The following is an 11367-nucleotide window of genomic DNA, read 5'->3' as shown; positions in this document are numbered from 1 at the left end:
CCCGTCGGCAGTTGACCGACCCCTAGAAATAATGCTTACGGCCGCCCACGGCCCGCCCGGTCGCCCCGAGGATCCAGAGGACCGCACCGACCACGATGAGGATTCCGCCGATCGTGGTCAGCAGACCGATGCCGACGAGCAGTCCGATGATGAGCAGAATCAGCCCGATGAGAATCATTGCGAATCCGTTCTGTCGAGTCTCCACGAGGCGCCCGGGCCCCCTGACGAAAGGTCCGTGGCGTCGCTGTTTTCCTCAGCCTCGATACGGTGGAGGTTGTTTGTCGTTGCACCCTCCGTCTGCCCTGCCATGACGGGCACATGCCCGGAGAATCTCCGGCCCTTGGCCGCGCACCCCCGCCACCGCACTCTTCCGACCTCCGAGTTGCCTTCATCTATCGAGAAACGATAGATTCACATCGTGATTCGATTGAAGGAGTGGCGATGGGAAAGCTGACCGTGCTCGCACTGCGGGCCGTGCTCGTGGCGCTGCTCGCCGGATCGGTGTTCGTCCAGACGGTGATGGCGGCCCTGCTCGCGTCCGACCTGGACGGCGGCGAGCTGGCGGGCCGGCGCGTGCCGATCGTCGTGATCGTGGTCCTCGGCGTCGTGACCGTGGAGGCCGTCCTCCTGTGCACGTGGCGGCTGGTGACCATGGTGCGCAGGGGGACCGTGTTCTCCGACGCCGCCTTCCGGTACGTGCACGTCGTGACGGGCGCCTTCGCCGCCGCCGGGGTGCTCGTCTGCGCGCTCGGCGCCGTCCTCGCGCCGGGCGAGGCCGTGGCGCCTGGAGTGGTGCTCCTGCTCGGTGGTGTCGCCCTCGCCGCGTTCGGGGTGGCGCTCGTCGTCCTGGTCATGCGGGTGCTGCTCGCGCAGGCCGTCGCGCGCGACGCCGAGGCCTCGCGGATGCGGGCCGAGCTGAACGAGGTGATCTGATGGCCATCGTCGTCGACATCGACGTGATGCTGGCCCGCCGCAAGATGGCCGTCGGGGAACTCGCCGAGCGCGTGGGCATCACCCCCGCCAACCTGGCTGTGCTCAAGAACGGCCGGGCCAAGGCGGTGCGCCTGTCGACGCTCGACGCGCTCTGCGAGGCGCTCGACTGCCAGCCCGGCGACCTGCTGCGCTGGGAGGCCGGCGACCGGGTGGACGCGGCCGTCCAGGAACCGCCCCGATGACCGGCCTCGGCGCCACCGCCACCGCCGACGTCCTGGTGGTCGGCGCGGGCCTCGCCGGCCTGCACACCGCCACGCTCCTCGCTCGCCGGGGCCACGACGTGGTCCTGGCCGAACGCCGCGCGAGCCCCGCGTCCGCGGTCCGCACCACCGGCATCTTCGTCCGCAAGACGCTCGACGACTTCCCCCTGCCCCCCGACTGCCTCGGCCCGCCGATCCGCCGCGTGCTGCTCTACCCGCCGAACCGGCGCCGCCCGGTCGCCCTGGTCAGCGACCGGGACGAGTACCGCGTCGGCGACATGGGACCGCTCTACACGAGGGCGGCCACCGACGCGGCCGCCGCCGGCGTACGCATCGCCCTCGGCACCCGCTACACCGGCCGCGACGGCGGCACCTTCCACCTCGCCGGGCGCGACGGCACCACGGCTGTGCGGGCCCGCTTCCTGGTGGGCGCCGACGGAGCCCGCTCACGCGTCGCCCAGGACCTGGGCCTCGACCGCAACGACCGCCTGCTGGTCGGCGCGGAGGAGGTCTTCGCCCTCTCCGGGTCCGGCGCCGAACCCCCCACGTTCCACTGCGTGCTGGACCCCTCGCACGCCCCCGGCTACCTCGCCTGGGTGGTCAACGACGGCCGCCACGCCCACGTCGGCGTGGCCGGCTACGCCGACCGCTTCCCCGACGGCCTGCGCCGCACCATGGAACGCTTCAGCGCCTCCGCCCCCGGGCTGCCCGGTGTCACCCGCCCCCAGGCGGTGGAACGACGCGGCGGCCCGATACCCGTCGGCGGCGTCCTGCGCCGGATCAGCTGCCCGGACGGCCTCCTCGTGGGCGACGCGGCGGGCGCGGTCTCCCCGCTGACGGCCGGCGGCCTCGACCCGTGCCTGCGCCTGTCGGAACACGCGGCCACCGTCCTGGACACGGCCCTGCGCACCGCGGACCGCCAAGCGCTGCACGCCTACGACGGAGCCGCCCTGCGCACCGCCTTCCGCGGCCGCCTCACCCTCCGCCGAGCCCTGTCCCACCTCCGCACCCCGACGGCCACCGCGGCCGCGTTCCCCCTCCTGCGCACCCCCCTCGGCCACGCGGTGGCGACCCGGGTGCTGTTCGGGGACCGCTCGTTTCCGTCGGCGGTGGGCGGATAAGCCGACGGCGGGCCGGGGGCCTCCGGCGGGGCGGGGTCCCTACGACTCCAGGTAGCGCAGGACGGCCAGCGTGCGCCGGCTGTACTCGGTGGTGTGGGGCAGCTCCAGTTTGCCGAAGACGGAGCTGAGGTTCTTCTCCACGGTGCTCAGCGACAGATGCAGCCGCTCCGCGATGGCCGTGTTGGCGTACCCCTGGGCCAGCGCCTCCAGCACGGTGCGTTCACGCGGGGTGAGCCGGGCCAGCGGGTCGACGTGCGTGCTGCGGATCAGCAACTGCCGTACGACCTCCGGGTCGATGGCGGCCCCGCCCGCGTGGACGCGCACCAGCGCGTCCAGGAACTCCTCGACCTGGGCCACCCGGTCCTTGAGCAGATAGCCGACCCGTTCGGCGTTGGAGGACAGCAGCTGGGTCGCGTAGTTCCGCTCGACGTGCTGGGAGAGCACCAGCACGCTGACCTCGGGGAACCGCTCCCGGATCGCCACGGCGGCCCGCAGGCCCTCGTCGGTGTGGGTCGGCGGCATGCGGACGTCGGCGACGACGATGTCCGGCCGGTGCTCCTCGACCTCCGCGAGGAGCGTGACCGCGTCGCCCAGCGCCGCCACCACCTCGTGCCCTTCCTCGGCGAGCAGCCGGACCAGGCCCTCGCGCAGCAGGGTCGAGTCCTCGGCGAGGATCACACGCATGGCAGCTCCGCGAGGATGGTGGTGGGGCCCCCTGGAGGGCTGTCGACGCGCAGGACGCCGTCGAGGGCGGCCACCCGGCCGCGCAGTCCCGCCAGCCCGCCGCCGGACGGGTCGGCGCCGCCCCTGCCGTTGTCCTCGATCCGCACGGCCAGGCGTCCTCCGGTGAGCGCCACCCGCACCTCGATGGCGGTGGCCGCGGAGTGCTTGGAGGCGTTCGTGACGGCCTCGGACACCACGAAGTAGGCGGCGGTCTCCACGGGCCGCGGCAGCGGAGCGTCGGCCTCGAACCGGGTGCGCAGCGGGATGCCGCTCCGCTCGGCCACGCCGCCCAGCGCCTCCTCCAGGCCGAGGCTGTCCAGTGCCGAGGGATAGACCCGCCAGGCCACTTCGCGCAGTTCGTCGAGGACGCCCCGGGACTCGTCGTGCGCCTGGCGCAGCAGCGCGTCGGCCCGTTCCGGGTCGGGGCTGCGGCGGGCCCGGCCGAGCAGCATGCCCAGCGCGACCAGGCGCTGCTGGACGCCGTCGTGCAGATCGCGTTCGATGCGGCGGCGTTCGGCGTCCACCGCGCGGACCACCGCGGCCCGGCTGGCCGCGAGTTCGTCGATACGCCGCTGGAGCAGCTCCCGCTCGGAGGGGCCGAAGCACTCCCGGGCGGTGCGGGCGTCCAGGGCGGCCAGCGAGTACAGGCCCTGGACGTCGAGGAAGAGCAGGACGCCGCCCAGGATCACCTGGGTGAGCAGCTCCTCCCAGCCGAGGCTGTCCCGCACCACCCCGGTCACCAGGACCGCGGCGAGGACCACGCCGAAGCCCAGCAGCCCGATCACGACGGCGCACAGCAGCCCGGTCCAGCAGCGCACGGCGAGGTAGCGCAGCACCTTCTGGTCGGAGGCCTCGTAGTGGTCGGGGAACCGGTCCCCGAAGAACACCGAGCGGCGCACCCGTTCGAGGGCGGTCAGCCGGCGCGCTCCGGCCCGCAGGACGCGCAGGGCGTCGGGGCGGGTGCGCGGCCACAGCAGGAACGGCCCGAGGGCGGTGCCGACGGCGACCAGGTAGAGCGCGCCGGGCAGGGCGGTCGCGCAGCCGAGCAGGACACCCAGAGCGCGGCGCGGCAGCGGGGGCGGCGGTGCCGCGGTCCCGTCGTCTTCGAGCAGCGGCACGGAGAGGCCTCCCGCTCCGGTGGGGCCGTGCGAGGCGGCGTGCGGCGCGGGGTGGGGCGAGTCCTCCTGCACGGCGTTCGAGCCTAGTGCGGCCGCGCGACCCCGGGCAAGATCGCCCGAGGTTCCCGGCGGGGTGGCGGTCCGGCGGCACCGGGCGCGGTCACCGGCCATCAGACGCGCCGGTGCCGCGCGCCCTTGTCGCGGCCCCTGACCCGTACGGCCACGTAGGCGGCGAGGGCGACGACGACCAGCACCAGGACGGCCTTGCTCAGGACACCGACGTAGGTCCCCACCTCGTCCCACCGGTCGCCCAGCCAGTAACCGGCCAGCACCAGGGCGCTGTTCCAGATCAGGCTTCCGAGCGTGGTGAGCGTGAGGAACACGGGCATCGGCATGCGCTCGATGCCGGCGGGCACCGAGATCAGACTGCGGAAGATCGGCACCATCCGGCCGAGGAAGACCGCCTTGGTGCCGTGCCTGGCGAACCACTCCTCGGTGCGCCGCAGGTCGGAGGTCTTCACCAGCGGCAGCCTCGCCCACAGTGCGTACATCCGCTCGCGCCCGATGAGCGCGCCGATCCAGTAGAGGACGACGGCGCCGGTCACCGACCCCAGCGTCGTCCACAGCAGCGCCGAGGTGAGGCTCAGCACGCCCTGCCCCGCGGCGAATCCGGTCAGGGGGAGGATGATCTCGCTGGGCAGCGGCGGGAAGACGTTCTCCAGGGCGACGAACAGCCCGGCGCCCGGAGCACCCAGCGCGTCCACGAGATCGGCGGCCCACCCCGCGACACCCCCCGCGGGCTCCTGGGGCAGCGCCAGAGTCACATGATCCATGGGTGCCCCTCATTCACCGGACTCACCGCCCGGGTCGGCGAACCGGGACGGCTGCCCGCGGCCGACTCCAACCTAGGAACGGGCGCGGGGCGGGGGTACGGGGGTTGCCGTCGGGTGGGGTGCGGGTTCCCGTACTTCTCAGGTCTTCGCGGTGCAGCAGCCGATGTCACCGCCGCCGGCCCGGCCGCTGCTGCCGAGAGTGCCGGCGTCGGCCTTGACCACGTAGACCTCCCACGGCTCCCGGCCCGGGCCGTGGACCCAGACCTTGTCCTGCACGGCGTAGCAGCAGGAGGTGTCGTTCTCCTCGAAGGTCGCGAGGCCCGCGTCCTTGAGGCGGCCGGTGGCGGCGGCGACCTGGTCGGTGGACTCGACCTCGACGCCGAGGTGGTCGAGCCGGGTCTCCCGGCCCGGCTCGCCCTCGATGAGGACGAGCTTGAGCGGGGGCTCGGTGATCGCGAAGTTGGCATAGCCCTCGCGGCGCTTGACGGGTTCGGCGCCGAACAGCTTCGAGTAGAAGGTGATCGACGCCTCCAGGTCGCTGACACGCAGGGCGAGCTGAGCGCGGGACATGGTGACCCTCTCCTTCACTTGTATTGACGTTCATCGATAAGGCCTGTCGATGCAAGATTGCGCCTTGATTCGAAGAGTGTCAACATAGAGAAATGTCGAATCAAGAGCGGGTGGCAGTGGGACGGTCCGGCGGAGCCGACGCCTGCTGCCCGGGGCTGCTGACCGTCCCACTGGACGAGGAGCAGGCCGTCGACCTGGCGAAAGTCTTCAAGGCGCTCGGCGACCCCGTGCGCCTGCGACTGCTGTCGATGATCGCCTCGCAGGCGGGCGGAGAGGTCTGCGTGTGCGACCTGACTCCGGCCTTCGACCTGTCGCAGCCGACCATCTCGCACCACCTCAAGCTGCTGCGCCAGGCCGGCCTGATCGACTGCGAGCGCCGCGGCACCTGGGTCTACTACTGGCTGCTGCCCGAGACGACCGACCGCCTCGCGGCCGTCCTGACCCGCCCCGCCCAAGGCGCGACGGCCGAGGCCGCCGGGTGAGCGTCGACGCACCGGAGCGGAACGTGGCCGGACGGCTCTCGTTCCTCGACCGCTACCTGGCCGTGTGGATCCTGGCGGCGATGGCGGCCGGGATCGCCCTCGGCCGCCTGGTCCCGCGGCTGGGGGACGCGCTGACCGCCGTATCCGTGACCGGGGTGTCCCTGCCGATCGCGCTCGGCCTGCTCGTGATGATGTACCCGGCCCTGGCCAGGGTCCGGTACGACCGCCTCCGCACCGTGACCCGCGACCGGCGCCTGCTGCTGCCCTCGCTGCTGCTGAACTGGGTCGTCGGCCCGGCGCTGATGTTCGCGCTGGCGTGGCTGTTCCTGCCGGACCTGCCCGAGTACCGCACCGGCCTGATCATCGTCGGCCTGGCCCGCTGCATCGCGATGGTCGTCATCTGGAACGACCTGGCCCGCGGGGACGGGGAAGCGGCAGCCGTCCTGGTCGCGCTCAACTCCGTGTTCCAGGTCGCGGCGTTCTCGACGCTCGGCTGGTTCTACCTCCAGGTGCTGCCGGGTTGGCTCGGCCTGGAACAGACCCACCTGGACGTATCGGTGTGGGAGATCGCCCGCGGCGTCCTGGTCTTCCTCGGGATCCCCCTCGCGGCCGGCTACCTCACCCGCCGCATCGGCGAGCGGGCCAGGGGACGCGCCTGGTACGAGGCGAAGCTGCTCCCGCGGGTGGGGCCGTTCGCCCTGTACGGGCTGCTGTTCACCATCGTCGTCCTCTTCGCGCTCCAGGGCGACGCCCTCACGGGCCGACCCGTGGACGTGGTCCGCATCGCGCTGCCGCTGCTGGTCTACTTCGCTCTCATGTGGGCCGGATCGATGGCGCTGGGCAGGGCCGTGGGCCTCGACCACCCCCGCGCCACCACCCTCGCCTTCACCGCCGCGGGCAACAACTTCGAACTGGCCATCGCCGTCGCGATCGCCACCTTCGGCGCCTCCTCGGGACAGGCCCTGGCCGGCGTCGTCGGACCGCTCATCGAAGTGCCCGTACTGATCGGCCTGGTCCACGTGGCCTTGTACGCGCGCCGCTTCTTCCCCACCTCGACCGTGCCCGCCCCGCGGAAGGAACCCACCCGTGCCTGACCCCTCGCGGCAACCATCGGTGCTGTTCGTCTGCGTCCACAACGCCGGACGCTCGCAGATGGCCGCCGCCTTCCTCACCCACCTGGCCGGCGACCGGGTCCAGGTCCGCTCCGCGGGCTCCGCCCCCGCCGACACCGTCAACCCGGCCGTGGTCGAAGCCCTGTCGGAGGCCGGCATCGACATCTCCGCCGAGGTCCCCAAGGTCCTCACCGCCGACGCCGTCCAGGCCTCCGACGTCGTCATCACCATGGGCTGCGGCGACACCTGCCCCGTCCTCCCCGGCAAGCGCTACCTCGACTGGCAACTACCCGACCCGGCCGACCGGGGCGTCGCCGCCGTCCGCCCGATCCGCGACGAGATCGAACACCGGGTACGTGCGCTGATCGACGAGATCGCTCCGCGGGAGGGCGGGTGACGGGCGTCGCGTCGAGCTGCCCGCACTCGTACGAACGCGTCACCGGGTCAGGTCACGTCGGACCAGTGCCTGAGCGGCCGGTTCCCCGGTGACCTTCGCGAAAGCCATGCGCTCGCGCACCTCGCCGAGGGTCCGGGGACGATAGCCGGGGCCGCAGCAACAGCTCATGTGAAAACGCACGCCGGCGTGCAACAGCACGGAGAGCGTGCGCCAGCCTGCGAGGTCCCGTCGCTTGGGCGGCGCGAAAGCGGAGCCGACGTGGATCAGGAGTCCGGTACAGCGCGGGCAGACCCGTTCGCGGTCGTAACGGGCGGGATGGGACTGCTTGAACGAGGCCCGGCACGGCAGGCAGACGTACGAGGTCTTTCCATGGCCCATGCGGGGAGGGTAGGGCCGTCGCGGCACCGCGGTCCACGGAATTCGGACGTGCGGTGCGGGCCTTCATCCGCGAGTTCGTTCCGCATGCGGTCACGCGGCGTGAGGAGCGATGCTTCAAACACTCTCCGGGGGTCTGGGGTGAGCCGAGGACATCCACCCCTCCTCGTCACTCCGCGCCGGACGTCGAAGTCCGTGTCGGCGTACTACTCCGCGCCCGCGGCTGAATCCAGGGCGTTCGCCAGAGTCCGGGCCAGCCGGTTGTGCCGCTTGGAGGAACGCGGACTCGCGACGACCATGCCGTCCACGACCTACTCACACGCTGCCCTCCTGCCTATCGACCAGCCCGCTCACGCAAGCGGCCCCGGACGAGTAGTCCGAGGCCGAAAGGACGCCTCCCTGGGGAGAAAGGCCCAGGTCGACTTCATGACGCGCTGTGCCCCCGGCAGGATTCGAACCTGCGACACCCGCTTTAGGAGATCCTTATGGGCGGGGCCGTGACCTGCGGGGACGCTGGCGATACGCCACCTGGGCAGGGGATCACGACTCCATACTTCTCACATTCTCGCGGGGCTTCCCGTGCTCATGTGTGCTGAACACGTGCTGTTCGGGGCACCGAGGGCAGTCTCGGCAGGGATGTACAGGGCAGGGTCGGGGCCGGCGTGGCATACGGTCCGGTCCGGGGTGCGCCGACGCATGCGCGGATGCAGTCTGTGGTCACCTGCGATCGCGGGGCGACCGATGAGAAGAGGCCAGTCATGCGGGTGGTTCTCCTGGCGGATCCGGATGCGCCGACGGAGATCGCGCAGCACGTGGCGCGGAGACTTCCCGCTCGGCTCGCCGACAGGTCGGGCCGGGGCCGGCGGTTCGACGTCGAAGTGGTCAGCGAGCCGTTCACCTCGGGGACGGAGGACCCGCCCACCTTGATGAGCCGGATCAGGGACCGTAGGAGTACCGAGAACTGGGACATCGTCGTGGCCCTCACCGATCTCCCGCTGCACTCACATGGGCGCAAGCTCGTGGTGGATCTGGATCACGAGCACGGTCTGGCGCTGCTGTCCCTTCCCTCACTGGGGGGCTGGCGACTGCAGACGAGGGCCCGGCGGGCCGTCGAGGAATCCGTCGTCAGCTTGGCGGAATCGCGCGTCAGGAAGGGTGAAAGGGCTGGCCCAAGACGGCTGTCGCTGCGGCCTTTCGCCGGCCGTATCGCGCCTGTCCACCCAGACCCGGTCGGTGACGAGGAGACGGCCGATCTGAGGTATGTCGCCAGTGGGCCGCGCGGATATCTCAGGCTTCTGGTCGGCATGGTCCGCGCCAACCGGCCGTGGCGGTTGGTGCCGGGTCTGTCGAAGGCCCTGGCAGCCGCACTCGCCACGGGAGCCATCGCCACGGTGAACTCCACCGTCTGGAGTCTCGCCGCGTCTCTGAGCACGCCACGCCTCGTGATCGCCACGGTCGGGTCCGTCGCGCTCATGATCGGCTGGCTGATCGTGGATGCGAACCTGTGGCATCGAACGGCGGAGGAGTCACCGGAGGCGAGGAAGCAGGCCGCCCTCTACAACGTCTCGACCGTCGTGACTGTGGGCATCGGGGTAGTCGTCTGCTACGTGGGTCTGCTGGTCATCAACTTCGTGTGGGCGTTGTTCATCCTCAACGACAGGGTGTTCGCCTCCTTCACTCGAAACCCGCTGGACGCCACGGCGTACTGGATGCTGTCCTGGTTCGTCGCTTCGATCGCCACGGTGGGCGGCGCCCTTGGATCGGGCTTGGAGACTGACGAGGCGATCCGGGCAGCCGCCTACTCCAAGCGCGAGCAAGAGCGTCGCCGCATGCTGCAGAACGATCAGGACCACTAGCAAGACGCGTCTACGGGGCAACGACAGAGTCCGGAGAATTGCGCAGATCGGGCAGTGCGTGACTGTTACGCGTAGAGGTCCACGGGGACCCGGACAGCATGCCGCCGGCGGAACACTGGAACTTCGCCCGGCAGGACGGCGGCACCACCGTTCCGGGTGAACGGCCCGCAGAGGCGTGCCGGAGCCGAGTGCCCCCTCGCAGCGACTCACGGGAGCCAGGCTCTACGCCGTCTCAACCCGTCAGTGCCGTGCTCAAGCAGCGGCACCGAAAGAAGTCATCATGAAAGCAGCGGTATACGAAGGTCCGCGTACGGTCGCAGTGAAGGACGTACCGGACCCGAAGATCGAGCACCCCTGCGACATCATCGTCAAGATCACCGCCACCAACATCTGCGGTTCCGATCTGCACATGTACGAGGGCCGCACCTCGTTCGAGTCCGGCCGCACGCTGGGACACGAGAACATGGGCCAGGTCGTGGAGGTCGGCCCGGCCGTGAGCAAGGTGAAGGTCGGCGAGTACGTGGTACTGCCCTTCAACATTGCCTGCGGCTTCTGCAAGCAGTGCGAGCGAGGGCTGACCAACTACTGCCTGACCATGCAGCCGGAACCCGCCCTCGCCGGAGCCGCCTACGGCTTCGCCGACATGGGCCCCTACCAGGGCGGCCAGGCAGAACTGCTGCGCGTGCCCTACGGCGACTTCAACGCGCTGCGCCTGGGCGAGGACGCCGCCGAGCGGCAGACCGACTACGTGATGCTCGCCGACATCTTCCCCACCGGCTACCACGCCACCGAGATGGCCCACGTCAAACCGGGCGACCAGACGATCATCTTCGGGGCGGGCCCCGTCGGGCTGATGGCGGCCTACTCCGCCGTGCTCAAGGGCGCCGGCCGTGTCTGGGTGGCCGACCATCAGCCCGACCGGCTGGGCAAGGCGGAGGAGATCGGGGCCATTCCGATCAACACCGCCGAGCAGGACGCGGCGGAGGTCGTCAAGGAGGCGACCCTCGGTCTGGGCGCCGACAACGGGTGTGAGTGCGTCGGGTACCAGGCACATGACCCCGAGGGCCACGAGGACGCCAGCCTCACGCTCAACAACCTGATCGACTCCGTCAGGTTCACGGGCGACATCGGTGTGGTGGGCGTTTACCTGCCTCAGGACCCTGGCGGCGAAGAGGCCCAAGGCGAACTGGAGGCGCAGGGCAAGGTGCCCATCGACTTCGGCATGATGTGGTTCAAGGGCCAGCACATGGGGACCGGGCAAGCGCCGGTGAAGAGGTACAACCGGGCCCTGCGGGACCTGATCGCCGGCGAGAAGGCGACGCCGAGCTTCATCGTCTCCCACCAACTCGGCCTGGACGAAACCCCCACCGCCTACGAGCACTTCGACGCCCGTGACGAGGGCTGGACGAAGGTGGTGCTGCATCCCGACGGCCACAGCAACGGCCACAAGCAGTAAGGGCCCTGAGGACCGCAGTCCGATGTCTGCCGGACCGGCCCGACCGAGGCGTGGCGAGCGGTCCGGGTCGGGGGCCGGCCCCGGCATCAGGTGACGACGCCGGGGTCTGGCTCGCCGGACCGCACGGTAGA

General features: G+C 71.1%; 14 protein-coding genes, 1 tRNA gene and 1 pseudogene. 8 read left to right on the top strand and 8 right to left on the bottom strand.

The features are described from left to right. Window positions 1-22: 22 nt before the first annotated feature. Window positions 23-178 carry a hypothetical protein gene (locus IE108_RS17365; RefSeq protein WP_107420190.1) on the bottom strand — a complete coding sequence of 52 codons (156 nt, stop codon included), beginning with the start codon at window positions 176-178 and terminating at the stop codon, window positions 23-25. A 263-nt stretch (window positions 179-441) separates the two neighbouring features. Here IE108_RS17365 and IE108_RS17360 point away from each other — a divergent pair, with 263 nt between their 5' ends. The 3 genes from IE108_RS17360 to IE108_RS17350 are packed head-to-tail and all read left to right on the top strand — an operon-like array spanning window position 442 to window position 2314. Further along, entirely contained in the window at window positions 442-933 is a 492-nt protein-coding gene (locus IE108_RS17360) for a DUF2975 domain-containing protein (protein WP_064728411.1), read from the top strand. Beyond that, entirely contained in the window at window positions 933-1175 is a 243-nt protein-coding gene (locus IE108_RS17355; protein ID WP_161341258.1) for a helix-turn-helix domain-containing protein, read from the top strand. Before IE108_RS17360 ends, IE108_RS17355 begins: the two co-directional genes overlap by 1 nt. Next, window positions 1172-2314, top strand: coding sequence for an NAD(P)/FAD-dependent oxidoreductase (locus IE108_RS17350; RefSeq protein ID WP_107420189.1), 1143 nt, complete (start codon window positions 1172-1174; stop codon window positions 2312-2314). Before IE108_RS17355 ends, IE108_RS17350 begins: the two co-directional genes overlap by 4 nt. A gap of 39 nt (window positions 2315-2353) precedes the next feature. Here the strand turns inward: IE108_RS17350 and IE108_RS17345 are convergent, their stop codons facing one another. The 4 genes from IE108_RS17345 to IE108_RS17330 form a co-directional block, all read right to left on the bottom strand. Beyond that, window positions 2354-2998, bottom strand: a complete 645-nt coding sequence (locus tag IE108_RS17345) for a response regulator transcription factor (RefSeq protein ID WP_064728408.1) — start codon at window positions 2996-2998, stop codon at window positions 2354-2356. Continuing rightward, complete coding sequence (locus IE108_RS17340) at window positions 2989-4227, bottom strand: sensor histidine kinase (RefSeq protein ID WP_373296989.1); 1239 nt, start codon at window positions 4225-4227, stop codon at window positions 2989-2991. The genes IE108_RS17345 and IE108_RS17340 overlap by 10 nt, the downstream gene beginning before the upstream one ends. Before the next feature lie 98 nt (window positions 4228-4325). Next, a complete protein-coding gene (locus IE108_RS17335; protein WP_064728407.1) occupies window positions 4326-4988 on the bottom strand; it encodes a DedA family protein in 663 nt (220 codons plus the stop codon). A gap of 138 nt (window positions 4989-5126) precedes the next feature. Continuing rightward, the gene (locus tag IE108_RS17330) at window positions 5127-5558 is read right to left on the bottom strand and encodes an ArsI/CadI family heavy metal resistance metalloenzyme (protein ID WP_064728406.1); all 432 of its coding nucleotides are present in this window, start codon (window positions 5556-5558) and stop codon (window positions 5127-5129) included. A 92-nt stretch (window positions 5559-5650) separates the two neighbouring features. On the opposite strand from IE108_RS17330, the gene IE108_RS17325 reads away from it, so the two are divergent. Genes IE108_RS17325 through IE108_RS17315 form a run of 3 tightly spaced genes read left to right on the top strand, consistent with a single transcriptional unit; the run spans window position 5651 to window position 7549 of the window. Next, window positions 5651-6040, top strand: coding sequence for an ArsR/SmtB family transcription factor (locus IE108_RS17325; RefSeq protein ID WP_064728405.1), 390 nt, complete (start codon window positions 5651-5653; stop codon window positions 6038-6040). Beyond that, window positions 6037-7134, top strand: coding sequence for an ACR3 family arsenite efflux transporter (gene arsB, locus IE108_RS17320; RefSeq protein ID WP_064728404.1), 1098 nt, complete (start codon window positions 6037-6039; stop codon window positions 7132-7134). Before IE108_RS17325 ends, arsB begins: the two co-directional genes overlap by 4 nt. Beyond that, window positions 7127-7549 (top strand): arsenate reductase ArsC, encoded by a 423-nt coding sequence (locus IE108_RS17315; RefSeq protein WP_064728403.1) that lies wholly within the window; start codon window positions 7127-7129, stop codon window positions 7547-7549. The genes arsB and IE108_RS17315 overlap by 8 nt, the downstream gene beginning before the upstream one ends. Before the next feature lie 39 nt (window positions 7550-7588). Here IE108_RS17315 and IE108_RS17310 read toward each other — a convergent pair whose 3' ends face one another. The 3 genes and pseudogenes from IE108_RS17310 to IE108_RS17305 all read right to left on the bottom strand — a co-directional run bounded on the left by IE108_RS17310 (window position 7589) and on the right by IE108_RS17305 (window position 8436). Continuing rightward, window positions 7589-7927, bottom strand: coding sequence for a deoxyxylulose-5-phosphate synthase (locus tag IE108_RS17310; protein WP_079163542.1), 339 nt, complete (start codon window positions 7925-7927; stop codon window positions 7589-7591). Between the two features lie 206 nt (window positions 7928-8133). Beyond that, a pseudogene (locus IE108_RS34830) lies at window positions 8134-8235 on the bottom strand (Uma2 family endonuclease); the annotation flags it as partial. Window positions 8236-8361: 126 nt separating this feature from the next. Beyond that, window positions 8362-8436: transfer RNA gene (locus IE108_RS17305), tRNA-OTHER, on the bottom strand. A 192-nt stretch (window positions 8437-8628) separates the two neighbouring features. Here IE108_RS17305 and IE108_RS35400 point away from each other — a divergent pair. Beyond that, entirely contained in the window at window positions 8629-9780 is a 1152-nt protein-coding gene (locus IE108_RS35400) for a hypothetical protein (protein ID WP_444545607.1), read from the top strand. A gap of 280 nt (window positions 9781-10060) precedes the next feature. Next, window positions 10061-11236, top strand: coding sequence for a glutathione-independent formaldehyde dehydrogenase (locus IE108_RS17295; protein WP_064728402.1), 1176 nt, complete (start codon window positions 10061-10063; stop codon window positions 11234-11236). The last annotated feature ends 131 nt before the right edge of the window (window positions 11237-11367 follow it).

The sequence above is a fragment of the Streptomyces parvulus genome, assembly GCF_014648855.1.
Classification (GTDB): domain Bacteria; phylum Actinomycetota; class Actinomycetes; order Streptomycetales; family Streptomycetaceae; genus Streptomyces; species Streptomyces parvulus.
Note: the sequence above shows the minus strand (reverse complement) of the source record. Positions and strands in the feature narration are given on the sequence as shown.

Bases quoted from the DNA above. Each gene is read 5' to 3' on its own strand.
- IE108_RS35400 (WP_444545607.1), top strand. From the start codon at position 8,629: ATGCAGTCTGTGGTCACCTGCGATCGCGGGGCGACCGATGAGAAGAGG.
- IE108_RS17295 (WP_064728402.1), top strand. From the start codon at position 10,061: ATGAAAGCAGCGGTATACGAAGGTCCGCGTACGGTCGCAGTGAAGGAC.
- IE108_RS17330 (WP_064728406.1), bottom strand. From the start codon at position 5,558: ATGTCCCGCGCTCAGCTCGCCCTGCGTGTCAGCGACCTGGAGGCGTCG.
- IE108_RS17365 (WP_107420190.1), bottom strand. From the start codon at position 178: ATGATTCTCATCGGGCTGATTCTGCTCATCATCGGACTGCTCGTCGGC.
- IE108_RS17325 (WP_064728405.1), top strand. From the start codon at position 5,651: ATGTCGAATCAAGAGCGGGTGGCAGTGGGACGGTCCGGCGGAGCCGAC.
- IE108_RS17345 (WP_064728408.1), bottom strand. From the start codon at position 2,998: ATGCGTGTGATCCTCGCCGAGGACTCGACCCTGCTGCGCGAGGGCCTG.
- IE108_RS17360 (WP_064728411.1), top strand. From the start codon at position 442: ATGGGAAAGCTGACCGTGCTCGCACTGCGGGCCGTGCTCGTGGCGCTG.
- IE108_RS17355 (WP_161341258.1), top strand. From the start codon at position 933: ATGGCCATCGTCGTCGACATCGACGTGATGCTGGCCCGCCGCAAGATG.
- IE108_RS17310 (WP_079163542.1), bottom strand. From the start codon at position 7,927: ATGGGCCATGGAAAGACCTCGTACGTCTGCCTGCCGTGCCGGGCCTCG.
- IE108_RS17335 (WP_064728407.1), bottom strand. From the start codon at position 4,988: ATGGATCATGTGACTCTGGCGCTGCCCCAGGAGCCCGCGGGGGGTGTC.
- IE108_RS17350 (WP_107420189.1), top strand. From the start codon at position 1,172: ATGACCGGCCTCGGCGCCACCGCCACCGCCGACGTCCTGGTGGTCGGC.